The 26,909-nt window shown below is 57.8% G+C and carries 22 protein-coding genes and 2 pseudogenes; 14 read left to right on the forward strand and 10 right to left on the reverse strand.

Annotation, left to right across the window (positions count from 1 at the left end; all coding sequences use genetic code 11):
* Positions 1 to 24 precede the first annotated feature (24 nt).
* Positions 25 to 2,481 (forward strand): CHAT domain-containing protein, encoded by a 2,457-nt coding sequence (locus tag H6973_03850; protein ID MCP5124790.1) that lies wholly within the window; start codon positions 25 to 27, stop codon positions 2,479 to 2,481.
* 536 nt (positions 2,482 to 3,017) lie between these two features.
* Here the strand turns inward: H6973_03850 and H6973_03855 are convergent.
* Positions 3,018 to 3,836: a hypothetical protein gene (locus H6973_03855; GenBank protein MCP5124791.1), complete on the reverse strand. Its 819-nt coding sequence runs from the start codon at positions 3,834 to 3,836 to the stop codon at positions 3,018 to 3,020.
* Here H6973_03855 and H6973_03860 point away from each other — a divergent pair.
* Positions 3,819 to 4,199: a hypothetical protein gene (locus H6973_03860; GenBank protein MCP5124792.1), complete on the forward strand. Its 381-nt coding sequence runs from the start codon at positions 3,819 to 3,821 to the stop codon at positions 4,197 to 4,199. The genes H6973_03855 and H6973_03860 overlap by 18 nt on opposite strands.
* Before the next feature lie 155 nt (positions 4,200 to 4,354).
* Positions 4,355 to 4,864: a hypothetical protein gene (locus H6973_03865; GenBank protein ID MCP5124793.1), complete on the forward strand. Its 510-nt coding sequence runs from the start codon at positions 4,355 to 4,357 to the stop codon at positions 4,862 to 4,864.
* A gap of 75 nt (positions 4,865 to 4,939) precedes the next feature.
* On the opposite strand, the gene H6973_03870 is transcribed toward H6973_03865, so the two are convergent.
* Entirely contained in the window at positions 4,940 to 5,428 is a 489-nt protein-coding gene (locus H6973_03870) for a hypothetical protein (protein ID MCP5124794.1), read from the reverse strand.
* Positions 5,429 to 5,554: 126 nt separating this feature from the next.
* Between H6973_03870 and H6973_03875 the strand changes: the two genes are divergently transcribed.
* The 3 genes and pseudogenes from H6973_03875 (at position 5,555) to H6973_03885 (ending at position 7,950) form a co-directional block, all read left to right on the forward strand.
* Complete coding sequence (locus H6973_03875) at positions 5,555 to 5,824, forward strand: hypothetical protein (protein ID MCP5124795.1); 270 nt, start codon at positions 5,555 to 5,557, stop codon at positions 5,822 to 5,824.
* Positions 5,825 to 5,948: 124 nt separating this feature from the next.
* Positions 5,949 to 6,071 (forward strand): annotated as a pseudogene (locus tag H6973_03880) (amino acid ABC transporter ATP-binding protein).
* A 118-nt stretch (positions 6,072 to 6,189) separates the two neighbouring features.
* Entirely contained in the window at positions 6,190 to 7,950 is a 1,761-nt protein-coding gene (locus H6973_03885; protein ID MCP5124796.1) for a DUF4214 domain-containing protein, read from the forward strand.
* 70 nt (positions 7,951 to 8,020) lie between these two features.
* Here H6973_03885 and H6973_03890 read toward each other — a convergent pair whose 3' ends face one another.
* From H6973_03890 to H6973_03910, 5 genes are all read right to left on the reverse strand, one after another.
* A complete protein-coding gene (locus H6973_03890; GenBank protein MCP5124797.1) occupies positions 8,021 to 10,801 on the reverse strand; it encodes a hsp70 family protein in 2,781 nt (926 codons plus the stop codon).
* Between the two features lie 3 nt (positions 10,802 to 10,804).
* Positions 10,805 to 11,827 (reverse strand): adenosine kinase, encoded by a 1,023-nt coding sequence (locus tag H6973_03895; GenBank protein MCP5124798.1) that lies wholly within the window; start codon positions 11,825 to 11,827, stop codon positions 10,805 to 10,807.
* 41 nt (positions 11,828 to 11,868) lie between these two features.
* The gene (gene purB, locus H6973_03900; protein ID MCP5124799.1) at positions 11,869 to 13,239 is read right to left on the reverse strand and encodes an adenylosuccinate lyase; all 1,371 of its coding nucleotides are present in this window, start codon (positions 13,237 to 13,239) and stop codon (positions 11,869 to 11,871) included.
* Positions 13,240 to 13,367: 128 nt separating this feature from the next.
* Positions 13,368 to 14,180: a DMT family transporter gene (locus H6973_03905; GenBank protein MCP5124800.1), complete on the reverse strand. Its 813-nt coding sequence runs from the start codon at positions 14,178 to 14,180 to the stop codon at positions 13,368 to 13,370.
* Positions 14,181 to 14,373: 193 nt separating this feature from the next.
* On the reverse strand, positions 14,374 to 15,096 hold the full coding sequence (locus H6973_03910; protein MCP5124801.1) for an ABC transporter ATP-binding protein: 723 nt from the start codon (positions 15,094 to 15,096) through the stop codon (positions 14,374 to 14,376).
* Positions 15,097 to 15,234: 138 nt separating this feature from the next.
* On the opposite strand from H6973_03910, the gene H6973_03915 reads away from it, so the two are divergent.
* Positions 15,235 to 15,564 carry a hypothetical protein gene (locus H6973_03915; GenBank protein MCP5124802.1) on the forward strand — a complete coding sequence of 110 codons (330 nt, stop codon included), beginning with the start codon at positions 15,235 to 15,237 and terminating at the stop codon, positions 15,562 to 15,564.
* A gap of 92 nt (positions 15,565 to 15,656) precedes the next feature.
* Positions 15,657 to 16,772, forward strand: coding sequence for a hypothetical protein (locus H6973_03920; GenBank protein ID MCP5124803.1), 1,116 nt, complete (start codon positions 15,657 to 15,659; stop codon positions 16,770 to 16,772).
* Between the two features lie 218 nt (positions 16,773 to 16,990).
* On the opposite strand, the pseudogene H6973_03925 reads toward H6973_03920, so the two are convergent.
* From H6973_03925 to H6973_03935, 3 genes and pseudogenes are all read right to left on the reverse strand, one after another.
* Positions 16,991 to 17,742: pseudogene (locus H6973_03925) on the reverse strand (IS1 family transposase).
* 54 nt (positions 17,743 to 17,796) lie between these two features.
* Positions 17,797 to 18,162 (reverse strand): transposase, encoded by a 366-nt coding sequence (locus H6973_03930; GenBank protein MCP5124804.1) that lies wholly within the window; start codon positions 18,160 to 18,162, stop codon positions 17,797 to 17,799.
* Complete coding sequence (locus tag H6973_03935; GenBank protein MCP5124805.1) at positions 18,163 to 18,852, reverse strand: IS630 family transposase; 690 nt, start codon at positions 18,850 to 18,852, stop codon at positions 18,163 to 18,165.
* Between the two features lie 308 nt (positions 18,853 to 19,160).
* On the opposite strand from H6973_03935, the gene H6973_03940 reads away from it, so the two are divergent.
* The 6 genes from H6973_03940 to H6973_03965 all read left to right on the forward strand — a co-directional run bounded on the left by H6973_03940 (position 19,161) and on the right by H6973_03965 (position 26,724).
* Positions 19,161 to 20,162: a MoxR family ATPase gene (locus H6973_03940; GenBank protein MCP5124806.1), complete on the forward strand. Its 1,002-nt coding sequence runs from the start codon at positions 19,161 to 19,163 to the stop codon at positions 20,160 to 20,162.
* Positions 20,163 to 20,321: 159 nt separating this feature from the next.
* On the forward strand, positions 20,322 to 21,284 hold the full coding sequence (locus H6973_03945; protein MCP5124807.1) for a DUF58 domain-containing protein: 963 nt from the start codon (positions 20,322 to 20,324) through the stop codon (positions 21,282 to 21,284).
* Between the two features lie 4 nt (positions 21,285 to 21,288).
* Positions 21,289 to 21,783 carry a DUF4381 domain-containing protein gene (locus H6973_03950; protein ID MCP5124808.1) on the forward strand — a complete coding sequence of 165 codons (495 nt, stop codon included), beginning with the start codon at positions 21,289 to 21,291 and terminating at the stop codon, positions 21,781 to 21,783.
* On the forward strand, positions 21,780 to 22,820 hold the full coding sequence (locus tag H6973_03955; GenBank protein MCP5124809.1) for a VWA domain-containing protein: 1,041 nt from the start codon (positions 21,780 to 21,782) through the stop codon (positions 22,818 to 22,820). Before H6973_03950 ends, H6973_03955 begins: the two co-directional genes overlap by 4 nt.
* A complete protein-coding gene (locus H6973_03960; protein ID MCP5124810.1) occupies positions 22,817 to 24,886 on the forward strand; it encodes a VWA domain-containing protein in 2,070 nt (689 codons plus the stop codon). Before H6973_03955 ends, H6973_03960 begins: the two co-directional genes overlap by 4 nt.
* 14 nt (positions 24,887 to 24,900) lie before the next feature.
* Positions 24,901 to 26,724, forward strand: a complete 1,824-nt coding sequence (locus tag H6973_03965; GenBank protein ID MCP5124811.1) for a protein BatD — start codon at positions 24,901 to 24,903, stop codon at positions 26,722 to 26,724.
* Positions 26,725 to 26,909: the final 185 nt, after the last annotated feature.

Raw genomic sequence — 26,909 nt, forward strand, 5'->3', positions numbered from 1 at the left:
TCTCACGCAGCAGCAGGGCATCCCATGAGTCTGTTCGCGCCGGTCGAACCGCATCCGCTATTTCTGTTCGCCAATCTTGACGACAGTTCGATCCGCCACCAGGTCCACTTGATCCTGCACGACAACCAGGGCCATCAGGGCGCGCTGGAACTGGATTTGAACGCGGTTCCTCCCCTGCCGGACGGCAAGACCTGGGATGAGTTCCAGCGCGCCTACGTCAGCAACGACACCGGCGATGCCCAGCATCAGGCGTTCGGCCGGCATCTGTTCGCAGCGCTGTTCGGGAACGCCGCGATGCGGGAAACCTGGCAGGGCATCCATAGCGCCAGCAGCGCGGCGGGGCAACCGCTGGCGTTGACCGTGATTTTCGGTCCCGGTACGGAACGGCTGGCGCGGCTACCGCTGGAACTGCTCCACGACGCCGCCGGCTTCCTGTTCGCCCGGCCCGGCAGCGCGGTGAGGCGTTGCTTCGCGCGTATGCCGCCGCGCGCCTTCGAGCATCCACCGCAACCCCGCCTGCTGTTCGCCTGGGCCTGCCCGCCGGGCGCGGGCGATCCGTTCGATCCCGCGCCGCACGAGGAGGCGTTGCGCGGGCTGTTCGGCGATCATCTGACCGTGTGCCCGCAGGCGAGTCTCGATGACATTGGCCGCGCGCTCGCTGCCACGCCCTGCCACTTCGTGCATATCCTGGCGCATGGATTCCGCGATGAAGATTTGGGCGGCATCGCGCTGCACGGAGCGCAGGGCGAACTCGATCTGGTGGACGCACAACGGCTGGCGAACGAGTTACAGTGCCGCAACGTCCAGTTGGCGTTTCTGTGCTCCTGCCGGACGGCACAGGTAACGGCGCACATGCTGTCCGGCGTGGCGCAACAGTTGCTCGCGCCGAGCGGGGCCGATCTGCCGGCGGTGGTGGCGACCCAGGCCAATCTACCAGTGCGGGGCAGCGCGCTGCTGGTCGGGCAGTTCTACGAATTGCTGTTGCATCAGCGACAAGATCCAGCCGCCGCGCTGGCCCGCGCCCGCGTGAAGGCGTATCAGAACGGGACCGGCGCCTGGAGCGTACCGGTGTTTCTGGGTCGGCCGCCGGTGCTTGCCGAGCCACGCCCGGCGCCGGTGGCGACGGCGGCGCTGCCGCCGCGGCGCACGACCTTTCTGGAGCGGCCGCAGGAGATGGCGGAGATTCTCGGCAAGCTGCGCGGGCATCGACTGGTGTCCATCGTCGGGCTGCCGGGCATCGGCAAGACCGAACTGGGACTGGAAGCGACCCGCCGGTTGCTGGCAGAGGATTTCCGGCGACGGCTGGTGTTCTGCAAGATCGAGCGGACTTTCAATCCGGGGATTCTGCGCGGGCTGATCGGTGCCCGGCTGGGTCTGGAAAAGCCGCCGGAAACCGATGAAGCGCTGGCCGGCGCGCTGGCGGCGGAGCCGGCGACGCTGCTGCTGCTGGACAACACCGAGGACATGATGGCGGACGAGCACAGCCAGAGCGCGTTCCGCGAGCAGTTAAACGCATGGCTGGCGGGCGCGCCGGAGCTGGTGGTGCTGCTGACGACCCGTTGGCCGGTTAGCTGCACGCAGGAGCGGGAAATTCAGGTCGATATCCCGCCGCTGTCGCCGGAGCAGACCGAACAGTTGCTGCTGTCGGAGTTGCGCGAGATCGGCGCGTTGCGGGAGGACTGGCCGCAACAGCCGGAATGGCAGCGTCTGCTGGGTTTCCTGGACGGGCATCCGCGATCCATCTGGCTAGTATCGCATCACTTCGAGGGGCGCAACCCGTCGCTGTCGCGGATCGTGGAGCGGCTGGAACGACTGAAAGCCCAGGCTATCGCCGACCCGGCGTTGATCGGGCGGGCGGACGTGTTCGACTCGCTGTCGTCCGCCAGTCAGGACCGCATACGCAGTCTGGTGGCGTCCATCGACTTTTCCTTCGACGTGCTCGGGCGGCGACATCCGGACGCGGCGGAAGCGTTTCTGGCGCTGTCGCTGTTTCCTGCCGGACTGCCGGAACCGGTGGCGCTGGCGGTGACCGGCGGACCCGATAGCCTGGCGCTCGATCACCTGTACCGCTATCACCTGCTGGAATGGAACCGGGAACGGACGTTCTACCCAGTGCCGCTGCACTGGTACGCTGAACACCGGCGGCAACAGGCGGCGCTGGCGCGCGATACGTATTTCGCCCGGGCGCTGCCGGCGTATGCGGATTACATCGAGCAATGCAATGAGGGTCTTATTCGCGATCAGTCGCCGGTGTGGACGGAACGCTGGCTGCTGGAGGAAGACACGCTGCTGGCGTTGAGCGGCTGGGTCGTCGCATGGGAGACACGATCGCCGGGAGGTTCGGCGCTGGCGCAGATTGCGAGCGCCGGGAAGAACCTGCTGAATTTGCTTGATCGCCTGGAAAGCTGGGCAACGCTGGCGGGACGAGGACTGCGCGACGCCGAACGGCAGGGGGATCGCGGCGGCGAAGCCAACTGCTAGAAAGCGCTGGGCGATCTGGCGCTGCGGCAGGACGACCTGGCCGCCGCCGACCGGCACTACCAAGCCGCTCTGCCCCTCTTCCGCGCCATCCAGGCCCGCCTGGGCGAAGCCAACTGCCAGAAAGCGCTGGGTGATCTGGCGCTGCGGCAGGCCGACCTGGCCGCCGCCGACCGGCACTACCAAGCCGCTCTGCCCCTCTTCCGCGCCATCCAGGCCCGCCTGGGCGAAGCCAACTGCCAGAAAGCGCTGGGTGATCTGGCGCTGCGGCAGGCCGACCTGGCCGCCGCCGACCGGCACTACCAAGCCGCTCTGCCCCTCTTCCGCGCCATCCAGGCCCGCCTGGGCGAAGCCAACTGCCAGAAAGCGCTGGGTGATCTGGCGCTGCGGCAGGCCGACCTGGCCGCCGCCGACCGGCACTACCAAGCCGCTCTGCCCCTCTTCCGCGCCATCCAGGCCCGCCTGGGCGAAGCCAACTGCCAGAAAGCGCTGGGTGATCTGGCGCTGCGGCAGGACGACCTGGCCGCCGCCGACCGGCACTACCAAGCCGCTCTGCCCTCTTCCGCGCCATCCAGGCCCGCCTGGGCGAAGCCAACTGCCAGAAAGCGCTGGGTGATCTGGCGCTGCGGCAGGACGACCTGGCCGCCGCCGACCGGCACTACCAAGCCGCTCTGCCCCTCTTCCGCGCCATCCAGGCCCGCCTGGGCGAAGCCAACTGCCAGAAAGCGCTGGGTGATCTGGCGCTGCGGCAGGACGACCTGGCCGCCGCCGACCGGCACTACCAAGCCGCTCTGCCCCTCTTCCGCGCCATCCAGGCCCGCCTGGGCGAAGCCAACTGCCAGAAAGCGCTGGGTGATCTGGCGCTGCGGCAGGACGACCTGGCCGCCGCCGACCGGCACTACCAAGCCGCTCTGCCCCTCTTCCGCGCCATCCAGGCCCGCCTGGGCGAAGCCAACTGCCAGAAAGCGCTGGGTGATCTGGCGCTGCGGCAGGCCGACCTGGCCGCCGCCGACCGGCACTACCAAGCCGCTCTGCCCCTCTTCCGCGCCATCCAGGCCCGCCTGGGCGAAGCCAACTGCCAGAAAGCGCTGGGTGATCTGGCGCTGCGGCAGGCCGACCTGGCCGCCGCCGACCGGCACTACCAAGCCGCTCTGCCCCTCTTCCGCGCCATCCAGGCCCGCCTGGGCGAAGCCAACTGCCTGCAAAGTCTGGGGCGGCTGCTGCTGGCCCGAAACGAGCCGGCGGCTGCGTTCGGCCGGTTTCTGGATGTCCTCGCAGTTTTCCAGGAAATTCGGAGTAGCCTGGGCGAACAGGCCGCGTTCGGCTATCTGGCCCGCACCGTGGCGACGGCGGGCCATGTCGATCAGGCGCTGGCGCTTGCCGAACGGTCGCGGCAAATCGGTCGCGCCATCGACGACCGCTTCGGGCAATTGATCAACCTGGAACTGCAAACCTCATTGCTAGGGAACGCAGAGGAAATGGAGGCGGCGCTGGCGGCGGCGTTGCTGCACCAGCAATTGGCGGTAGCCATCCAGGATCAGAACAAAATCGAGCGTTATCGCCCTTGGCTGGAGCAGGTCCGGCAGGAAATTCCGGCTGATGTCTGGGAGCAGTTCGAGCAGAATGCGGAAGCCCTTCTCGCGCAAGCGGCCGCGGCGGCCGAACAGCGGTTGGGCGGGCGCGATCCGCTAGTGTGGGTGGAGTCGATCATTCCCCAGTGAAATGTTGTTGAACTCAACGCAGGATGAAACCTTCGATAATCTTAGGTAACTGCAAGAATTTACGTAAAAAAACGTAATAGACCCTGACATAAATCCAATCTTGGCGTCTTTCTTGTATGACTTGCCCTGACTGGGTCTCAACAGGAATCGCTAAAATGCAGACTGATCTTACTGCAATCATTTCTCACCTTGATGTTGCTCTATCGGCGACCCGCGCCGCACTGGATACGCTATCTGACGATGAGAATGCCCATCACAACGACCGCGCCTTGGCGGCGGTGGTGATCCGGCTTCAAGAGTGTGTTAGTACGCTATCGGTCGAAGAAATGCGTGCGCAGCAGTCGCGAGGCGCCCTTAGAACAATGTCGCTTGAACGCCGGCGGCGCTTTATCCTCTGGCTGGAAGCCGGCGCAAAAGAGATTTTGGGGCTGAATGATGCACAGCTCGCGCAAATTTTTAGTACCGAGAAAGGCCCCCCCTTTAATAGCTTGAACTGGCTTGAGTCGTGTGGTCATCATAATCGCTATGCCCTGCCCGATGGCGAAAGCTCGCTTTGGATTTGCGATGAATGCAATCAATTGCATGACCCTGATGATGACGATTGTCCTCAGTGTTTCTCATCCAAAACGACGTCACAACCTGCAATCGGCGCTTATGTTGAATGACGCTGTTGTGGAACCTCCCCCCTTTGAAAAAGGCAGGGCTGTTAAATTCTGTGTAGGGCGGATTAGGGCTAGGACTTACGCAGTTGCTGGTAACGTGTAAAGCGGATTGGCTAGATAGGCGCGTACTGCCGGTCGGATGATGGCTATTTTGACTTCGAACCAACTGATACCCGCGTGATAACAATACCGTTCCAGGCGAAGAAACGCGCGCAAGCACAAGCCGATGTGGTTGCGCTGGGCACGGGCGGCGCGCACTTGCGCCCGCTCGACGCCGCAGAATTGTTTGATCCCCCAGTGATAGTGCTCGATGGTCCAGGCATAACCGGCCATCCGCACCCGCATCAACCCCGTCAGGTTCAAATCGTGGGTGGCCCACCATTCTCTGCCGCCGTCTGGGGCGGCGATCGTAAACAGGCGAATCAGCCCAGAGCCTTTCAGATGCACGATAGTCCCCTGGGCATCGGTAACGACCCGCGCCACCGGGCACCAGCCATTGCGGTCGGGGTTGACCCAGCGATTAGCCTTCAGCCGGGTCAGCCACACCCATCCCAGCTTATTGATCAACTTAAAATTCTCCAATCTACCGTACCAACTATCAAAGACAATACATTCCGGCATGAACCCACGCGCCTGCGCCGTCTTGATATGGAACGCGAGGCGACGGTGGCGGTGCCGCCCCGAGAGAATGCCGTGCCGTGGGAAGCCGATCATCCTCGCACCCAAGCGCTGGCCGCCATCACCGAGCAGGGGTTGTCCACCTGGAAACAAGCCGTCGGCTATCATCGCCGCAGTCTCGCCGAACATGGCATCTACCGCTTTAAACAACGGTTCGGTGAGCGCCTGGCCTCCCGCCTTTTCGAAACCCAGGTCACGGAGGTGCATGTCCGAGTGGCCGCCTTGAATGTCATGACCTACCTCGGCATGCCCGTTTCCGTCCCTTGCAGGGCTATTCTGTCTTGAAAAAACAGAGAGAGGGGAAAATATCGCCCTCAGTTTATTTATGCACCAACGCCCCTCCCTGGTGCTGATTATTGGCCTGTTCGACCTGATAAACACTGGCCACAAGCGTTAGGAATTTCTCCCAATGAACGCATCAACAACCTCTACTGTTCTTACTACCCCGCCGCTATCTGATCAAGTGATGATTCAAATGGAAAGCGTCCACAAATGGTACGGCGCTTTTCACGTTCTCAAAGACATCAACCTGACGGCCCAGTTTTTGAGTCAGATTTTGCACAATTGACTCAACCTATCCGAATTTCTCTACTCTAAATAAGGGAATTTTATCGACGGTACGCTCACTATGACTCACAAGAGGTCTCACTATGTTGCCTCATATCCTGAGTATCAGAGTTATTCTGCTCCTGTTATTGGCGCTAAGCGCGATCTGCATTCCCGCCAACGCCACGAACCGGCTGACTACTAACGACTTTACCTACCTCGGCGCATTCCGCCTGCCCGGCGATGAAACCCCGCCGCAAACCTTCGCTTATGGCGGCAACGCTATGACCTTCAATCCGGACGGTGATCCCGAAAATACCGACGCCTACCCCGGCTCGCTGTTCGTCATGGGTCACGACCGCATCGCCTACGGAGCCCTCCCCAATGGCAATCAAGTCGCCGAGATCAGCATTCCCGAACCGGTTATTTCCCGCAACCTGACCGATCTGCCCTACGCCAGCTTTATCCAGAACTTTCATGAAGTCGTCGCCAATTACTTTCACGACATGGAGGAAATCCCCAAGGTGGGCCTGGCCTACCTGAATCATCCCACCACCGGCCCCAAGATCCATTTGACTTGGGGCCAGCATCTGCAACCGGAAAACACCCCATCCCAAGGCTGGTTCAATCCTACTTTAACCAACCCGGATTTTCAGGGCGTTTGGTTCATCGGCAATCAGAACTTGTACAGCGTCAACGCCTATTTGTTCGAAATCCCCGCTACCTGGGCGGATGCCTATGCCCATGGTCGTTATCTAGGTACTGGACGGATGCGCGATGGCGGCCAAGGCGGCATGGGGCCGACGCTATTCGCCTATCGCCCTTGGCGGGATGATGGCACAGCGCCGCCTTCCGGGACCGTGCTGACCGAAACACCCTTGCTGCTCTACGAAAACGCCTACAACACCGATCAGATCGTGCGCGCCATGAACGGCTACCAACATCCCGACGAATGGGAAGGCGGCGCGTGGATCACGACGACCTCGGGCCAATCCGCGGTGCTGTTCGCCGGCGCCAAGAGCACGGGCGCCAAGTACTGGTATGGTTATATCAATGCGCGCGGCTCGGAATACCCTTGCGTGGATCACCACGTCACAGACTTCGTGACCTGCCGCCTGGCGAATGGAGACGCCTGTCCTGCCGAGGATTTCGCCGGTTGTTGCGATGAAGCCGAGGGCAACTGCGCCAGTTATCGCGGTTGGTGGAGCACCCGCTTCGACGCTCAGTTCATTCTTTTTGATCCAGCGGATCTGGCACGGGTCGTGTCGGGAGAACTGGAATCGTGGCAACCCCAACCTTACGCCTCGCTGGACATCGACCAGCACCTTTACTTAAATCCCCCCGTTTGGGATGAAATCAGCGTGGGAACAGGCAACCAGCGCCGTTATCGCATTGGTGACGTCGCCTATGACCGCGCACACGATTTGCTGTACGTCCTGGAGTATCTGGCCGATGGCGGCAAACCGGTGGTCCATGTCTGGCGGGTGGGCAGCGACCATGACGCGGCTACCACACTCATCATCCACTACTACGAGTCCATTCTCGAACGCCCTCCGGAAGCGGAAGGACTGACCTATTGGCAAGATTTGATCGCGGAGAGTCAGACGCAGCCCATCGACGTTAAGCCAATCTTCCGGGAAATGGCCAACTTTTTCTTTAACAGCGACGAATATCTGGCGCGCAATACAACTGACCAGCAATTCATCACGAACCTGTATCTCACCTTCTTTCAGCGCGAACCGGATGAAGCAGGCTATGCATTCTGGCTGGAGCAGTTGGCCGGCGGTGCGCGACGCAATGACGTGATGACATTCTTCTTGTATTCACAGGAATTTCTGGACTTCATGCTGAATCTCGGATTCTGAAGAAGCAGGTGTATGGGTACGCAGTGCGTACCCTACCAGCTCATCGGATGGGTTCCTCTGGAAAAAGCATCTATCCGACTAATTTTAACCCCGGTGGCAGCGTCTCGCCGAAGATCCGGCCTGTATCGGCTTCATCAAGCTCCACAACGTTCTCGATCATTTGCAGCCACGCCGTCGGCGCTTTCGTTGACCGTAATTGCTGGATTACACGCAGTCGCAACACCTCGTTCAAATCCCGTTCCCGGTCGCCGCTGAGCCTGGCAAGCAGGGTCGCGGCGAACGCGGCGGGAGTCACGGTCTTCCAGTCCAGCGCCATCACCCGCTCCAGCCACTCCTCGGCTACCGTGACGGGTACAACGTCGTGAGCGCTGCCATAGGCGGGAATGCGGGTTCCCAACCGACCGACCGCCCACCAGAGATGCGGCGACTCGCCCTTGCGCGCCAAGCGCTTGAGCAACAGTTGCCCCAATTCAACCTTGCGCGCGGCGGGCAACCGTTCCAGCACCGCCGCCAGTCGCGCCATGTCCTCTACGCCGGGTTGCTTATCCTTAACCGCCTTGCCGGTTAGGGGGCGCAAGCTGATCAACAGCTCTTCGCCCAGTCGCGCCTGCGCCGCCGCATCCAGTCCACCGGCCACTCGTCGCCACAGGGTCCACCACTCCAACATGTTTTGCGCATCGCGGGTGAATTGCACTCCCACGTCATAGATGGTCCATAATTGTCCTACCTGCCATTCGTCGAGGGGAAATCCAAAGCCCGGCCGTAAACAATAGCCGGCCAGGCTAAACCAGAGCCGTTCATGATCGGTCGAACGCCGCCGCCGCCGCGCCCCGGCCCACAACACGTTAAACAGTTCGCGCAACAAGGGCGTCTCCCATGTCTCGCGTTTGCCGAGCAGTCGCTCCAGTTCGCCGCGCAATCCCTTGATTTCCTTCTGCTCCACATCGGGTGCGCGGGCGCCGTAGAATCGCTCCAGCCGCGCCGCCGCTTCGGAAAAGTTTGGATGCAACCGCGCCAAGGTGGCCATATCACTACCGCGCAGTTGAAAGGCCAGCCGCCAGCGCTTCTGGGCGCTTCCTTCTGCCGGCAGGAGAGAAGTTGGGGGTAAGGGTGCGATAGCAACGCAATCCACCTCCAGCGTTCCGACTTCGGTCAACTGTGCAATCAGTTGCACAGGAACCTCGCCGGCGCTTTCGCTTTCAATGACGGTAGCCACCGGCGGCAGGGGAACCAGCGCCTCAGCGTCCAGCGTTACAACCTCGCCGGGATGGCGCAAAGCATCGCCGGTGGAAGACAGGAGATTGAATTGCACCGGCGCCCCTAACCGTAAGGAAAAGGTTTGCTCCAGACGGATTTCCCGCCCCTCCTCCGTCCCTCTCGGCAACAAACAGACGCCCTGCTTCCGGTTGCGTCCGCTGTCCACCGCCAGAAAGTAGCTGCGCGCCGAACCACCGCCAATTCTCAGTCCTCGTCCCCGGCGTGCTAATCCATAAGCCACTGCGCCGCGCGCCACCGCCAGATCCGGTTCAGGATTGTCCAACCGCAACAGGGGTTTGCCGCGCCAATGGTGGAGAATCTCCAGCAGCCGTTCGACCAGGACAGCGCCATGGAAAACGCCGCCATTGAGCAACACGGCGTCCGGCATTAGCGGACCTTCAACCAGCGCTCGTTCCCCCAGCGCGCGCCGCGCCGCTGCAACATGACCGGTTAAAAACGCCGCCAGATGACGACTGATCGCCGCATCCGCCGCATAAGGCAAGCCAAATTCGATGACCGCCGCCCGTCGACCTTGCGGTCGCTCGTTCAGACCGACCAGCGGCATGAAACCGTCCACCAGGAGCGTCCGCACTTCATCACGGCTCAATTCCGCAGAACGCGCGCCGCCGATCAAGCGCGCGCCGCCACCCAACAGGGTCACCGTCACTCGCTCGGGCGCATCCACGGTCAGCAATCGTTCCTTGGCGTTCCGGCATTGTTGCAGGAGTTGGGAGAGTTCGCCGGCGCTCAATCGCCCGCCGCCCAGCCGCGTTTCGACCAGGCGTGCTAGAGTCAGATCCATGTTATCTCCGCCCAGCATCAAATGGTCGCCGACCCCAATGCGGGTCAGTTGCAGGCCAGCTTCTTCCTGTTCGATTTGAATCAGCGTCAGGTCCGTCGTGCCACCGCCGACGTCGCACACCAGCAATAATCGCGATTGGCCCAGCGCCGTCTTCATTTCATGTTGATGGCGGTGCAGCCAGTCATAACAAGCAGCCAGCGGCTCTTCCAGCAGGCGCAGTTGCGGTAAACCCGCCAGTCGCGCGGCCTCCACGGTCAGCGCGCGCGCCGCCTCGTCAAAGGAAGCGGGCACGGTGAGCACGACTTCCTGCCGCTCCAGTAGCTGGCGAGGGAAACGCTGATTCCACGCTGCGCGGACATGGGCAAGAAAACTGGCGCTGGCGGCCAGAGGGGAAACTTTGGCGATCTCCGCCGCCGCACCCCAAGGCAAAATTGAGGCGGCGCGGTCGACGCCAGCATGGGACAGCCAGCTTTTGGCGCTGACCACCAGTCGGCCTGGCGTCCGTGAACCTCGCTCCCGCGCTAGTTCACCGATGATGAGAGGGGCGACTGCGCCGGGATCAGTGAACGTCCACGGCAGTTGCGTGTCCGCGGCCAGCAGTTCGCTCTCAGCCGGATGATAGCGCATGGACGGCAACAGGGGCCGGGCCGCCACTGCGCCAGGAGCGATCAATTGATCGATGGCAAAGGGATGAATCCGGGCGGGGCTGCGCAGGTCGGCATAGGCAACCACGGTATGGGTTGTGCCCAGATCAATGCCGACTAGATAACGGGGGGCGTTCGAGCGAGCGATGGTTCAGACCCTTTTCGTAATATCCGTGAGTGCATTTGATTTGAAGTTTTTCAGAATCGCCTGTGTCTCCGCAGCCGGGATGCGCGGCCCCAGGCTCGTGACCAGCTTCGCTGATGCCGCCGCCGCCAAATCCCCCGCATGCCGATGTTCCCAACCCTGAGTCAACCCATACAGAAAAGCCCCAGCGAACATATCGCCCGCGCCGACAGTATCCACCGCCTCCACTTTAACGGGATCAATATCAATCAGCCTGTTGCCATCCCAAATTAGCGCGCCCTGAGGACCACGGGTGATCACGAACTCTTTGCTCAAGGTTCTCAAGTAATCCACTACGCTGTCCAGCTCATCGGTCCCCGCCATGCCCCTGGCCTCCTCCTCGTTGGCGAACAGCAGATCAACACCGGAACCGATCATGTCCAGCAACCCGGTCTTGAAGAACCTGACCATATTGGGATCGGACAGCGAGATCGCCGTCTTGACGCCAGCCGCTTCAGCAATGCGCTTGGCCTCGATGGAAGCGCGGCGGGCGTTTTCTGAAGTGACCAGATAGCCTTCGGTGTAGAAGTAATCGGAGTTGCACAGGGCATCCTCGACCAGTTCCTTGCTGGACAATTCGCCGCTGATGCCCAGGAAAGTGCAGAGGGTGCGATCGCTGTCGGGGGTCACCAACACCACGCAACGGCCGGTATGACCTTGCTCCTTCTCAGTGTGATGGTTGGTGTCCACGCCGCCATCGAGCAAGTCCTTCATATAGAAATGCCCTAGTTCATCCTCCGCAACCTTGCAGGAGTAGAAAGCGGTTCCGCCAAACTGACTGACAGCAATAATCGAGTTAGCCGCCGATCCACCGGAGCCGCGCTGATGGCGCCGTTCGGCCAAGTGATTCATGATCTTCAATTGATGCTCTTCACTGACCAGGGTCATCACTCCCTTGTCGATACTTAGTGTTTCCAAGTCGGAAATTTCTACTTCATATTCCATGTCCACCAAGGCATTACCGATGCCGTAAACGTGATACTTCGCCATTCATATCTCCTGTTCGAGTCATCATAAGGGGGATTTGCTACCTATATCTTGCGCCCCTGGGCGGCAGCATTGCCGGTATAGTGCGCTGGAGTAAGATTCAGCAGATGTTGCTTCGCTTCCTCGGGAATCGCCAGATCGGCGATAAATTTGCGCAACGTCTCCCGCTCCACCCGCTGGCCGCGCGTCAGCGCTTTAAGTTTTTCATAGGGCTGGTCGATGCCATAACGGCGCATCACCGTTTGAATGGGTTCGGCCAGCACTTCCCAATTCGCATCCAGATCCGCCTCCAACATCGCTGTGTCGACTTCCAGCTTGCCCAGGCCCTTCAATGTCGACTGATACGCCACGAGGGTATGCGCCAGCCCCACGCCTAGCGTCCGCAACACGGTGGAATCGGTCAGATCCCGCTGCCAGCGCGACACCGGCAACTTATTCGCCAGATGATCCAGCAGCGCGTTCGCGACGCCCAGATTGCCCTCGGCGTTCTCGAAGTCGATGGGATTGACCTTGTGCGGCATGGTTGAAGAGCCGATTTCGCCGGCGACCGTCCTTTGCCGAAAATAGCCGATGGCGATATAGCTCCAGATATCCCGACAAAAATCCAGCAGCACCGTATTAGCCCGCATCACAATATGGAAAAACTCCGCCATATAATCATGCGGTTCGATCTGCGTAGTGTAAGGATTCCAGTCCAGCTCCAGGTCGTCGGCGACAAAGCAGCGGGCGAAATCTTCCCAGTCGATCTCCGGGTAAGCAGCCAGATGGGCGTTATAGTTGCCGACCGCACCATTGATCTTGCCCAGCAAGGGCGTCGCCGCCAAATGCGCCCGCTGCCGCTTCAAGCGATAAGCGACATTGGCCATTTCCTTGCCCAGCGTGGTCGGCGAGGCCGGTTGCCCGTGGGTGCGCGCCAGCATCGGTTGATCGGCATATTGACGCGCCAGCCGACTAATGGCGTCGACGAGTTCATCCAGCCCCGGCAACAGCGCCTGAGTCCGTGCTTCGCGCAGCATCAGCGCGTAAGCCAGATTATTGATGTCCTCGGAGGTGCAGGCGAAGTGGATAAACTCGCTGACCGCTTCCAGTTCGGCATGACCAGCGATCCGCTCCTTGAGCCAGTACTCCACAGCTTTGACATCATGATTGGTCGTGCGCTCGATGTTCTTGATGCGCTGGGCGTCGGGTAAGGCGAAGTTTTCCACCAGTCCGTCGAGCAAGCGCAGCGCGGATATGCTGAGCGGCGGGACTTCGGGGATGCCTGGGTAACGGGCCAGCGCCTGCAACCAGCGCACTTCAACCTGCACCCGATGGCGGATCAGGCCATATTCGCTGAAAATCGGTCGCAGGTCGGCAGTTTTGTCGGCATAGCGGCCGTCGATGGGGGAAATCGCGGTGAGTGTGGTGAGTTCCATAAAAACCCTTTTTAATATATACGTCACGAAAATAGGGTTATCGTTAAACTGGATGAGTAGAATATCATCCTCTTCGTAAGGTAATTTGCATTATCCATCCTCCAACCGCTCATTGAATCGTTGCCGCGTCAGGGAGTTCGCTTTTCATGTCCTTGGCAGGTCGCCCGGTACATCACGGTACCCAGAATGATTGCGCCGCCGAGCAAGGCCCAGGCGCCGGGCTTCTCACCCAACAAGAGAAGCACCCAGACCGGATTCAGCACCGGCTCGATCATAGGAATCAAAATGCCTTCGACGGCGCGGACATGGCGCAAGGCCAGCGCGAACAGAATATAGGGCAAGCCCAGTTGCACCACGCCCAACAAGCCCAGACCAATCCAGCTCGATAGATCCGGCATAGACTGAAACATAAAGGGCAAACCAATCGCCACGGCGATCAGATTGCCCAACAACAGCGAGGACAGCGCGGAACCATCCTTCTGCCGGCGCATGAACAGCGCCATCCAGCCGAAACAAAATCCATCGATCAGGGCAATAATGTTGCCCCAGTACCCGGTCAGAGTCAGCTCATCCAGGAAAAACAGCACCATGCCGCCCATCATGACCAACAGGATCAGCCAGTCGCGGCCATGCGTCCGTTCCCCGAGAAACCAGGGGCTAAACAAAGTCACATAAATCGGCGCAGTATATTGCAACAGAATCGCATTCGCCGCCGTAGTCATTTTGTTAGCGACGACAAACAGTACGACCGTACCCGCGTAAGCCAACGCCCCGCCGATCTGATTGAACGACCTGTCGATATGCAGTTCGCGGCGAAACACGATCCAGATCAGAGCCGCGCCGATCAGGCTGCGCATCCCGGCGATAGCGACCGGATTCCAGTCGATCCATTTGATCAACAACCCGCCCAGGCTCCAGAACAGCGCGGCCCCGAGCAACATCAGCACCGCGCGGCGATGGATAGCCGCCGGTTCCGGGGACGCCGTTTCGGGCAACGCTACTGCAGTAAGTTCTTCATCGGGAATGACCGGGGGAGCGGCGACCGGCGGCGGTTCAACCGCGAGAATTTCATCAGCCAATGAAGGCGTAACGGCACTGTCGCCGGTAGACGGCAACGAAGGTTCGTGCAAAGGTTTATTCTCCCGCTGTCTGACCGCCCAAATACGCCTCACGCACCTGGGGATTGGCCAGCAAGGCCTCGGCGCGGTCCTCCAGCACGATGCGCCCGACTTCCATGACATAGCCGCGATGCGCCAGTTTCAGGGCGGCGCGGGCGTTCTGCTCGACCAGAACAATGGTCACGCCTGCCTCGTTGATTTCCCACAGCGTCTGGAAAATCGCCTTGACCAGCAGCGGTGCCAGTCCCAGGCTCGGCTCATCGAGTAACAGGATGCGCGGCTGTGCCATCAACGCCCGGCCAATGGCCAGCATTTGTTGCTCGCCGCCACTCAGCGTGCCGGCCAGTTGTTCGCGACGGTTCGCCAGCACCGGGAACAGTTCGTGAATCCAGCGCCGGTTTTTGGCGATGCGCGTCGGGTCGGTCTGGGTGAATGCACCCAGGTTCAGGTTTTCCTCTACGGTTAATGTACCGAATATGCGACGACCTTCCGGGGCTTGAGCAATGCCGAGCGCGACTAATTGATGAGCGGGCGTTTTGTGAATCGGACGGCCCTCGAAACGAATTTCCCCCGCTGATGGACGCAAAAGGCCGCTGATCACGCTCAGGGTGGTGGTTTTGCCTGCGCCATTCGCGCCCAGAAGAGTAACGATTTCACCCTGACGAACAGATAGATTAACGCCATGTAGCGCATCGACGTTGCCGTAGCGAACATGCAGGTTTTCGACCTCAAGGAGCATTTTTAGAATTATCCTTTTTTAACATGTACCAAAAAAATTGGTCCTGTAAATTTTCCTGTGATAGACAAACCATAGGGTATACTGATATCTAACTTTTTGCTTTTTCAAGAACTCTTTTGGAGCCGGCCTATTAGGGCATTGATTGATTTTGAAAAAGGGCGAAATCCATGGAAGGCTGCCGATCGGGCGGCGGCTGAGGATGCGTCCAGAAATTCTGTAAAAAACCACGCCTCCTCTTTGATCTGGAGAAGCGCCATGCCGACCGTTGAATTGATTCTTCGTGATGATGAAGGTCGTATTATTGATCATCGATCCACACGAACATATTCTTTGGATTGGAGAAATCAAAGCTTGCATTGTATTGAAGGTGCAGTTGAAGAATTTAAGAAAAATGCACTACCGGATCTTCAGGCTGATTTGTTAGAAGCGGCTCAAAACATCTTTATTCAGGATAAAAAAAAGACTTGATTTGCAATGGGACAACACCCATCAAGATTAAGACGCTTCATGGACCTTTTGAATTTAGACTTCAGCGATTTATTGATCGAGAATACCCTAGTTTGCCTCATCGAACCTACTTTGATTTGACGGATCAATTTCAGGAAGATTATGTGAGTGATCGGTTAAAAGAATTCTCCGCTTATTATAGCAATCGCTTAAGCTATATCGATGTATCCGATTTAATAGAGAGGGTCACCGGGTTCCGACAACTCAGTGACCAAAAAATCCACCATGTGGTGGTTGAAAAGGCGCAAGCGCTCAGTCAAGCGTGCGTCGCGCAAGTGGAAGAAACCTTATCGAAGACGAGTGGTTCTGTCATCAACATTGACCCTGATGTTGATATTTACGACCCAGAAAGTCGGGAAATTCTGATTTTCGAAGATGCCATTCAAGTCCGTGGTCAGAAAGAAAATCGTATAAGAAAACAATCAGTTATAAAGGAAGAAGTGCCAGAGAAATCCGCACCGAAGAAGACGTCTGCCGTATCGAGTGACGTCATTCTCTTTGAAAATAAAGACGGCGATCTTGAATACCTGACCGCACCGATTGATCGACAGGGGAAAGCGATCATTCCGGTTGCTGATATTCTGAAAAGCCGGGTGATTGAAGATTATGGGAAAGAAGAAAAGCCATTGCCGATTATCGCGATTACAGATGGCGCAAAAATCATTCGTGAGCATCTTTGGGCGGTATTTGGTATCACCGTGCTGATTATCCTGGATTGGTACCATCTTGGTAAAAAAATTCGTGATTTAATGAGTATGATTGCCTTGAATAAGGATGAGAAGAATCAGCATCTAAAGTTTATGTTCTATCACCTCTGGCGTGGTGATGTTGTCACGGTTTTGAATTACTTAGTCGAGCAGGTGCAACCCAAAAATGCAGAAAAGCATCTTGAACTGATCAATTATCTTGAAAAACATCAGCATGAAATTATCGATTATCGAAGTCGTCAGATTGCAGGCAAACCCATCGGAAGTGGTTCTATCGAGAAAGGCTGTGATCAAGTTATCGGACGTCGTCAGAAGAAAAAAGGGATGAGTTGGCGTCCTGCAGGAAGTCGAAGTTTAGGCATTTTAAAGGTGATCGAACTCAATAATGAATGGGATTCTGTCTGGTTTCCTCAAGAAGCCGCGAATGATCCGTCAAACTTGCGGTTAGTTTCAAACGCATAGAGCATCACAGGAAAATTTACAGGAGGAAAAAATTTGGCTTCTAAAAGGAAAGCATAGTCCACCTCACCACCTATCAGTTCCGCATCAAAGACCGTTGTAGATGTTGTAGCCCGGATGAAGCGAAGCGAAATCCGGGGCTACGAGTTACGAGCTGCAAGCTATCGATCTGTCCGCGATGAGGAACTGTAGTATTCCGGGTAGTGTTCCAGACATGGTTTTTATACTAAAACTCCGAATTCATATCGATGAATAAATAGACCAACAACGATGTCATGCATTTTGTCCAGCGTAGAGAAACAAATGGTCTTTCTCGCGAATCGTTTAATGCGTGTCCGCAGGGTGAGGTGCTTCCGTTCAATCTTCTGCGTATGGGCTTTACCCACCGTATGCTGTCCAGAGAACAAGTGGCGTTCATAGGCTCCCCACCCATCCGTGTAAAATCGGTGAATTCCGGAAGGGTCTAGCAGCGCTTTAAGCGTTAAAAACACTTCGTCTTTGTGATCACCGAGGGTATAAGCCAGAATGTTCCCGGTCGGGTGATCGATGGTATGCCACAGCCAACGCGGATGGGCTTTGCACTGGACGAAGCTCCACCTCTCGTCCAGCTCAACCTCTTGAGCTTCAACTTTTTGAACCTCAACGATGGCTTCCTGTGGATTGAGGCGGTTCAACACAGTTCGATGGACGGATTCAAGGCAAAATTCTTTTTTTTAATTCATTAGACGACGGTCGTCGGACTGATTTGTAAAACGCGCGCGGTATCCCGAATGCCACTGCCATTAATCGTCCTATCAATACTCTAATTTTTGATTTCAGGCAAATAGCTATGATAATCGTAGTCTAAAATAAATGTTTTGACCGAGCATTCCGGATTCTGACAAAGGTAGCGTTGTTTTCCATTCTCCGTTTTTCCACGTTTTGCGATTTGTTCATGACGACAGCCGGGGCAAAGGACAGGATTTAAAACCATATTTGAATGCCTTAAAAAATATTATTGTCTTGCTAATAGTTATCCCCACAAAAATCATGCTGGAGCTTTTTCAGGATTAGCGTATTGAGTATCAGGGAGCCTAAAAAATGATTTGACCCTTTCCTGAAATTCTTTTAGCTTTTCCAAAGCAGAATAAACGCGCGCTCTGAAATCAGCCCGGTTTTTAATTGGCTCCTTTTCCAGATGATCATTTTTGATCTCATTCCAAACCTGTTCATCCGGATTTAACTCTGGCGAGTGGGGGGGAAGAAAGAACAAGCGGATTTGTTTTCGATGCGTCTCAAGAAAGGCTTTGACTTCTTTCGAGGTATGATAAGACGCATTGTCCGTGATGACAATTAATGGGCGCTCTCGACCCTCTAATGCCTTCTCTAAAAAGGCAATGAAAACCCCACTCACTCATTTTTGAGTGGTCACTTCAAATATTAACTCGCCCGTCGCCGTAACCATCGATAAAATGTGAAACCCACCCCGGTCATCACTCACTTTAATTTCAGGCGGATGACCGACTAAGCCCCACGTCCGTCCAGAACGCGTATGGCCTTGAACCCATGACTCATCCTGAAACGCAATATCCGCTCCAAGTTCTTGAGCCCGCTTCTGAATCTCTTTAAATTCTTCATTAATAAACTTTTTAACTTCCTCCTGATCCTGGTTTAAGGCATGATAACAAGGTTTTTGACAACTCAGTCCTAATTGATGTAAATGCAGACGAACCGTGGCATCCGATACCCATAAACCAAAGTACTCTTTCAATAAATTAACCATGATCTCTAAAGTCCATAAAACCGTATCATAGCCATGATCCGCCGGCGTCGTATTGAGTATCGTTTCTTTTAACCATCGATCAATATCCGGAGTCATCACACACGTGGCGCCGAGCGCTTTCCGGGTATCCAGGGCTTCTTCTCCTTCATAACGATAGTTGCGAAGCCAATCATAAATACTCGTTCGGTCGATACCCAAAAAATCAGCAACAAGCTCCGGACCATAATGCTTCTCTTCGACCGCGCGAACCGCAATACGCCGGATGTAATTCATCACTTCATCCGGTATTTTACGTGCATCAAACATCCATTCCGCGTTCATTGCCGCACCTCCTCTATAAATTTAGAGTCTCTAAAGAGGTCTTCTATAGTTATTAGACAATTTGATTAACGCTCAGTTCGTTGATAATGTAGGGATAATCGTTGGCAAGCCTATAAAATACTTAAGCGAATTCTAGACCAAATATAGCATATCCAAGTCTAGAACACTACCCAGCGTTCATCAATCGATCAACCCATCGTCGTGCTGCGGGTCAATGCACACGATCAGCCGCCCTCTGGAACTCTATCAGATGCCCACAGGTCGTAAGCCGTTAAGTTCATTTTGCACTCCAGGCTAAAAAAGACGCCATGAACACCGACTTACCGACACCATCCTCGACAATCCCTTCAACCACTCTGGATATCCGGGATCTACTGGATTACCTGAACCAGCGCATCTTGGGCCAGGAAGCGTTGAATATCCGGCTCTTGGTGGCGCTGCTGGCCGATGGGCACCTACTGGTTGAAGGAGCTCCTGGGTTAGCCAAAACCACTGCCATCAAGACCCTGGCCGGAGGGCTGGAAGGCGATTTTCACCGCATTCAGTTCACCCCGGACCTGCTGCCAGCAGATCTGACTGGCACCGAGATTTATCGGCCCCAGGAGGCTTCCTTTCACTTCCAGCACGGCCCCATCTTTCACAATCTGTTATTGGCTGACGAGATCAACCGGGCGCCCGCGAAAGTGCAATCCGCCCTCCTGGAGGCTATGGCCGAGCGCCAGGTGACGGTCGGTCGCACCAGTTATCCGTTGCCCAACCTGTTCCTGGTGATGGCCACCCAAAACCCCATCGAGCAGGAAGGCACCTATCCATTGCCCGAAGCGCAACTGGACCGGTTTCTGCTCTATGTACGCATTGGCTATCCCGACGCGCAAACTGAACACGCCATCTTACGCCTGACGCGCGAACAGGCGCTGCAAAGCGCTGCAACCGCCAGAGAACCCCCCCGGGTGTCTCAGCAACGGGTATTCGCGGCGCGGCGCGAAGCGCTGGCGCTGAACCTGTCGCCGGCGCTGGAGTCGTATATCGTGGCTTTGGTAATGGCGACGCGCAATCCGGCCTCCTATGGCGCAGAATTGTCCGGCTGGGTCCGCTATGGCGCCAGCCCACGGGCGACCATTGCCCTGGATCGATGCTCCCGCGCCCACGCCTGGCTTCAGGGCCGCGATTATGTCAGTCCCGAGGATATTCAGGCGATTGCCCCCGATGTGTTGCGCCACCGCGTATTGCTGACCTTCGAGGCGGAAGCCGATGGCATCGATACCGAGCGCTTTATCGCCGAACTGCTTGACCGGGTTCCCGCGCCTTAACGAGCGCATTCCGTGAACTCAGCGCAGACCCGCGCTGACTTTGCAACGCGACTTGATCTTTGTGTTCTCAACGATTACGCCATGTGGAAAGAAATCGGCAAACGTCTCTGGCCGAACGTCGTTTCGAGCCAATCGACCCCGAGCGGGCCGCTTCCGTCAATGCCAACCCATATCCCGGGACTGACTGTTTCCATTCAAGAACTGCTACAGCTGCGCGATCAGGCAGTCGGTCTTGGATTTTCTCGCCAACGCAAGGCGCTATCCGTTCAGGCCGGCGGCTACCTTTCGCCTTACCGGGGTCGCGGCATGGAATTCGAGGAAGTGCGCGCCTACCAGCCTGGCGATGATATCCGCAATATGGACTGGCGGGTCACCGCGCGCACTGGGCGGCCTCACACCAAGTTGTTTCGGGAAGAACGCGAACGACCGGTGCTGTTCCTGGTGGATTTAGGGCCGAGCATGGCCTTTGGCGCACGGGTCGCCCTGAAATCGGTCGCGGCGGCGCGGGCAGCGGCGTTGCTGGCCTGGGCGGCCCGCGATAACGGCGACCGCATCGGCGGGGTGGTGTTTGCCGGGGAGCGACATCGGGAATTACGGCCCGCTGCGCGGGAACGAGGTCTGTTGCCTTTTTTCAAGGCGCTGGTCGAATTGCAGCCGCATGTTCCGACGCCGATCGCGACACCGGCAAGCACCTCGCACAGTCCTTGGGCAAACGCATTGCAGCGGTTGACCGGCATTGTTCGCCCCGGCAGTCTGATCTTTCTCCTGAGCGATTTTCGCGGCGCGTCGCGCCAAGCTGAACAAGCGTTTGCCCGCCTGGCCGCCCATAATGAGATGGTCGTTATCCTGGTGCACGATCAATTGGAAGCCGAAGCGCCGCCCCCTGGCTATTATCCAGTATGCGATGGGCAACGCTTCACTGTCCTGGACACGGGTGCTCCCGGCGTAGCCGACGCTTATCGACAGCGATTTACCTTGCGACGCGATGCGGTTCGCGCGTTGTGCCACCGGCATAGCGGGCATTTCCTGATGCTGGCCACCCATCAGCCAGCCCCGGAATCCTTGCGCCATGGCCTGGCGATCCATCGCCGGCGTCCCGGCGCCTTGGCTCGACGCGCTTAGCCCCATGCCTACAGCTAACCCTCTGGCGAATTTGCGGGATATTCATCTTCCCGATGCAGTTTCCTGGTGGCCTCCGGCGCCGGGTTGGTGGCTGTTGACCGTGCTGTCGCTGATGATCATCGCTGGGCTGATCGCGATCTGGCGTCGCTATCGGCGTGAGTCGCCTCGGCGCGCTGCGCTCACAGAACTGGCGCGGTTACGCACCGACTTTCTGCGCGATGGCGATGGAACCGCCGTTGCCGTGGGCGTCTCCCTGCTATTGCGCCGGCTGGCGCTGGTTTATTTCCACAGAAATGAAGTCGCTGGCCTGGTCGGCGCAGCCTGGCTGCAATTTCTGGATCGCACCGGCGGCGGCGGATTCAGCGAAGGACCGGGACAGGCGTTGACCCGCGCGCCTTATCGACCCAGCGAAGCCTTCGCCGTGGAAGAACTGCTGAAGATCGCCGAAACCTGGATCAAGCGGGCTGGTAAACGCGGGAGGAGGGTCACCTCATCATGATTCACTTGGCATGGCCGTGGGCGCTGCTGGCGTTGCCCTTGCCCTGGCTCGCGATGCGCGGGTTGCCGCCTGCACCTTCCAGCAAGGGTTCGGCGTTGCGGGTTCCGTTTCTGGAAGAAATCCTGGCGCTGCACAACGAAACGGACGGGCGCAGGATGCGGCGGCAGCGCTGGACAAGCGTTGCGCCGTGGCTGACCTGGTTGCTGCTGGTGCTGGCCGCTGCTCAGCCGCAATGGCTGGGCGAACCGGTGAGTTTGCCGACCAGCGGGCGAGATCTGCTGCTGGCGGTCGACCTCTCGGGCAGTATGGCGCAGGAGGATTTCATGCTGAACGGACAGCCAGCGAATCGTTTGCAAGTCGTCAAAGCCGCCGCCCAGGACTTCATTGAACGACGCACTGGCGACCGACTCGGACTGATTCTGTTTGGCGCGCAGGCTTATTTACAAACCCCGCTGACCTTTGATCGCGACGCCGTCGCGACTCTGCTTAATGAGTCCGTCGTGGGTCTGGCGGGAAAAGAAACCGCCATCGGCGACGCCATCGGGCTGGCGCTGAAACGGCTGCGAGATTCCAACGTTCAGGATCGGGTGCTAATTTTGCTAACGGACGGGACGAATACCGCCGGAGAAGTGACGCCGCGCCAAGCCGCTAAACTGGCGGCTGAACACGGCATGCGCATTTACACCATCGGCCTGGGCGCTAAACCGATGCGCCGCGACACCTTCTTCGGCCCGCAAATCATCAACCCTTCCGCTGACCTGGATGAAGCGACGCTGCAAGCCGTCGCCAAGATGACCGGTGGCCGCTATTTTCGCGCCACAGATCTTGCCTCCCTGGAAGCCATCTATCAGGAACTGGACCAACTGGAACCGGTTGCTCGGGACACGGAATATTTCCGTCCGCGCCAATCCTTGTTCGTTTGGCCACTGAGTTTCGCGTTGTTGATCTCAGTCCTTCTCGCCGCCCGCCGCCTGTACTGGCCCGCGATAGCGTACGCTAGAGAAGCAAGGGCCGCACGAGTTGGAGTCAACCGGTGAGCGCTTTATCCGAATTTCATTGGCTGCGCCCAATCTGGTTATGGGCCTTGTTGCCATTGACGTTTATTGTCTGGCGGTTGCTGCGCCAGTCCAGCGGAGCGTCCGCTTGGGACAATCAGTGCGACCCGCACTTACTGGCGCGGCTACTGGTGCGCCGCACTTCACATCATCATCTGCCGTTGTTGTTGCTAGCCGTGGGCTGGGCGCTGGCAGTAATCGCCCTGGCGGGTCCGGTGTGGCAAAAGCTGCCCCAACCGGTTTTCCAGGCTCAGGCGGCGCGGATCATGGTCCTCGACCTCTCTCCCTCCATGAATGCGCCGGACCCGCGTCCCTCGCGCATCGACCGCGCCCGCTTCAAGGTGCTGGACCTTCTGGCTCGCTTTCGGGAGGGTCAAACCGGTCTGGTCGTTTTTGCTGGGGAACCCTTCGTCGTCGCGCCGTTGACGGATGACACGAAAACCATCGCCGCCCTTCTGCCGGCGCTTGCTCCAGAATTGATGCCGGCGCCGGGCGACCATGCCCATACTGCATTGCGCATGGCTGACGATTTGTTAAGTCAGGCAGGCATCCAGGATACCGGGGAAATCATCCTGGTAACCGATGGTTATGATGATCCGGCGGCGGTTCTGGAGGCGGTGGCTGCGCTGCGCGCCCACGGTCGGCGGGTGTCGGTGTTGGCGGTGGGCACCTCGGAAGGCGCTCCGATTCCGCTGCCGGAGGGTGGCTTCCTGAAAGACGCATCTGGGGCGATTGTCATACCACGCCTGGACCAGGCGACGTTGACCGAGTTAGCGCGCCAGGGTGGCGGCCGTTTTGCTCGTCTCAGCGTCGACGACCGGGATATTGAAACCCTATTGTCTGCTCAGGAGCGCCCTCGGGAAATTCGTCAGGAGCCCTCGCATCAACGGTCCACGGATCGCTGGCGGGAAGAAGGGCCGTGGCTGGTGCTGCTTCTGTTGCCATTGGCAGCTCTGGCCTTCCGGCGTGGCTGGCTGATGGTCATTGTTCTCGGCATCTTAGTCACACCGCACCCGGCGGCGGCCTTCGGCTGGAAGGATTTATGGGCGCGTCCTGATCAGCAAGGCGTTCAAGCGCTCCAGGCCGGCGATGCGCAACAGGCAGCAAAGTTACTTCAGGATCCGGCCTGGAAAGGTTCGGCGCAATACCGGGCCGGCGACTACGAAAAGGCCCTGGAGAACTTTGGGAAACAGGAGACCGCCGACAGTTTTTATAATCGCGGTAATGTCCTGGCGCACCTGGGGCGATTGCAGGAAGCCATTGGTGCTTACGAGCAGGCGCTGAAACGGAACCCGAATCACGCCGATGCGCAGCATAACAAGGCGCTGATGGAGCAGTTGCTTGAACAGCAAAAACAGCAGCAAAAACAGAAACAGCAGCAGAAAAACGCCCAAAACTCGCAAAATCAGCACAGCGATCAGAACTCACAGGCGCAACAGGATCAGAAGTCATCCAACAAGCCGGACTCGCAGTCGTCAAGCGGTCAGAACAACCCGCAGAAAGATCAGCAGAACGGCAAAGAAAACAAGCCATCCGCAGCCGGTAAAGAAAACTCCAAGCAAGATCAGCAGAAGGGCAAAGAAAACAAGCCATCCGCAGCCGGTAAAGAAAACTCCAAGCAAGATCAGCAGAACGGCAAAGAAAACAAACCATCCGCAACCGGTAAAGAAAACTCCAAGGAAGACCAGCAGCAAGGCAAAGAAAACAAGCCATCCGCAACCGGTAAAGAAAACTCCAAGCAAGATCAGCAGAAGGGCAAGGGCAATCAGCAATCCCCGGATTCCAAGCCATCGACTGCTCAAATGGAACAGAAAAAAGCGGATGAAAATAAGGAAGCTCAACAAAACACTCTGACGCCCTCCGCTTCGGAAGCGCCGCAGGATTCCCCGCCGGAAGCCCCTGCCGCTCCTTCCCCGGAACTGACTCAACCTTCGGAAAATGAGCAGGCGCTGAATCAGTGGTTACGGCGCATACCCGATGATCCTAGCGGATTGCTGCGGCGAAAATTCTGGCTGGAACATCTGCGCCGCCAACAACAGGCCCAATAAGGCCGGGAGTCATCATGAAACACTGGCTTTCCATTTTGTTGCTGAGCCTGGTTCAGACTTTATGGGTTTATCCAGCCCTGGCGGCTCAGGAGATCAACGCCTTCGTCGATCGGAACACGGTCGCCGAAGGAGAAACTTTACGTCTGATCATCGAAGTGGCGGAACGCAATCCCAGTGGCGATCCTGATTTATCGCCGCTGTCGAAAGACTTCCAGGTGCTGGGGACCACCAGCAGTAATCAGGTCAGCATCGTGAACGGCGCAGTGAGCGCCAAGACCCGCTGGGTGGTGACGCTGGCCCCGCAACGCAGTGGGACGCTCACCATTCCAGCGATCACCGTCGGTCAACAGCAAACGCAGCCGATCACCCTTCAAGTCGCCAAGGCCGGCGCTGCCCCTGCTGACGGGGCGACGCCTGATCTGTTCGTCGAGACGGAGGTCAAACCGGATGCGCCCTATGTACAGCAGCAAATCACCTATGTCGTCCGCATTTATTACGCGGTGAACCCACGCACACCGCAACTGACGGATCCCACAGCGGCGAATGCGCTGATCGAACGGTTGGGTGATGACCGGCAATACCAGACCCAGCGCGGCAGCCGACGCTATGGCGTCATCGAACGCAGCTACGCCATTTTTCCGCAAAGCAGCGGCGCTCTCACCATTGAATCGCCAATTTTCGCGGCTCAGATTCCCGATACTCGCCAGCCCTCGCACACTAACCCTTTCTTTGGCTCGGGCAGCAGCTTTTTTGGCGCCGATCCTTTCAATTCATTGTTTCAGGCCACCCGCCCGGTGCAGGTGCGCGGTCAGCCCGCCGAAATCAACGTCAAGGCGCGTCCGCCCCAATCCGGTGTTGGCCCCTGGCTACCGGCGGAAAATTTAACCCTTGATGAAGCCTGGTCGCCCGACCCGCCCAAGTTCCAGGTGGGGGAGCCAGTCACGCGAACACTGACCTTGAAAGCGCGTGGACTAACCGGCGCCCAGCTTCCCGAACTGCCCTTACCTTCTCAGGACGATTTGAAGCTTTACCCTGACCAACCAGTGACTGAAACCCAATCCGACCCCACAACCGTGATAGGGAAGCGCGAGCAGAAGATCGCTATCGTCCCCACGCGCCCCGGCGATTTCGTGTTGCCGGAGATCCGCATTCCCTGGTGGGACACTCAAGCCAATCAAATGCGTGAAGCCGTCGCGCCCGCCCGGAAAATTACCGTTGTGGGCAAAGCCCCGGCTTCAGCACAACAAACGCCGGCCCAACCAGCTCTGGCCCAAGCGCCGATTGTGAATCCCAAACCGCAAACTCAGGAATCCCTCTCTCCAGTGGCCAAGGAAACACCGCCGCAACCTGCATCAACTCCGTCAATTCCGCCTGTGGTCACACCGGCCTATTGGCCCTGGATTGCGTTGGCTTTTTTGTTGGCCTGGATCGCAACCTTGTTCCTGTGGTGGAAGACGCGCCGGGAGGCGCGCACCGTATCCATATCAACAAACGAACAGGAACATAGCGTCCTCTCTCAGCAACAAGCCCTGCGTGACTTGAAACGGGCTTGCCAGACCAATGACGCCGAGCGGATGAAAAGCGCGCTTTTGCATTGGGCAACGATTCGATGGCCCGAAAATCCCCCGCGGTCCGTGTTAAGCATGGCGGCGCGAATCAACGACGACGGGGCGCGTCAGGCGTTGAAGCAGTTTGATCGGTGGCTATATCGAGACTCTGGAGAAATCCTGGATGGCGCTGCGTTCTACCAACAAATTTCCACAGCATTCAGGATGAAGGCAGATAAGGTCGAGCACGGAGCGAAAGGAGAGGCACTGCCAACATTGTATCCAGCATGACTGATCATGGATTAAAGCATCGGTAGCTGTAGAAAGAGTAGTGGACTCTTACGCAACGGCGACGGACAGGGTTTTATTGTAATGATGAATAAAAGTTGCATACCGCATTTTCCCGGTTACGCTACTAATACCGCTTCTCGATAAGTTTTGAATCATAGGTTCCCCCCTTTTTCAAAGGGGGGAGC

The organism is Gammaproteobacteria bacterium (assembly GCA_024235095.1).
In the GTDB taxonomy this organism is placed as follows: Bacteria; Pseudomonadota; Gammaproteobacteria; order Competibacterales; family Competibacteraceae; genus UBA2383.

Coding starts and splice junctions, on each gene's coding strand:
- H6973_03885 (MCP5124796.1), top strand. CDS start 6,190: ATGTTGCCTCATATCCTGAGTATCAGAGTTATTCTGCTCCTGTTATTG.
- H6973_03950 (MCP5124808.1), top strand. CDS start 21,289: ATGCCTACAGCTAACCCTCTGGCGAATTTGCGGGATATTCATCTTCCC.
- H6973_03965 (MCP5124811.1), top strand. CDS start 24,901: ATGAAACACTGGCTTTCCATTTTGTTGCTGAGCCTGGTTCAGACTTTA.
- H6973_03850 (MCP5124790.1), top strand. CDS start 25: ATGAGTCTGTTCGCGCCGGTCGAACCGCATCCGCTATTTCTGTTCGCC.
- H6973_03865 (MCP5124793.1), top strand. CDS start 4,355: ATGCAGACTGATCTTACTGCAATCATTTCTCACCTTGATGTTGCTCTA.
- H6973_03945 (MCP5124807.1), top strand. CDS start 20,322: ATGCCAACCCATATCCCGGGACTGACTGTTTCCATTCAAGAACTGCTA.
- H6973_03940 (MCP5124806.1), top strand. CDS start 19,161: ATGAACACCGACTTACCGACACCATCCTCGACAATCCCTTCAACCACT.
- H6973_03895 (MCP5124798.1), bottom strand. CDS start 11,827: ATGGCGAAGTATCACGTTTACGGCATCGGTAATGCCTTGGTGGACATG.
- H6973_03905 (MCP5124800.1), bottom strand. CDS start 14,180: ATGTTGCTCGGGGCCGCGCTGTTCTGGAGCCTGGGCGGGTTGTTGATC.
- H6973_03935 (MCP5124805.1), bottom strand. CDS start 18,852: ATGAACGCGGAATGGATGTTTGATGCACGTAAAATACCGGATGAAGTG.
- H6973_03910 (MCP5124801.1), bottom strand. CDS start 15,096: ATGCTCCTTGAGGTCGAAAACCTGCATGTTCGCTACGGCAACGTCGAT.
- H6973_03955 (MCP5124809.1), top strand. CDS start 21,780: ATGATTCACTTGGCATGGCCGTGGGCGCTGCTGGCGTTGCCCTTGCCC.
- purB (MCP5124799.1), bottom strand. CDS start 13,239: ATGGAACTCACCACACTCACCGCGATTTCCCCCATCGACGGCCGCTAT.
- H6973_03855 (MCP5124791.1), bottom strand. CDS start 3,836: ATGGCCCGCCGTCGCCACGGTGCGGGCCAGATAGCCGAACGCGGCCTG.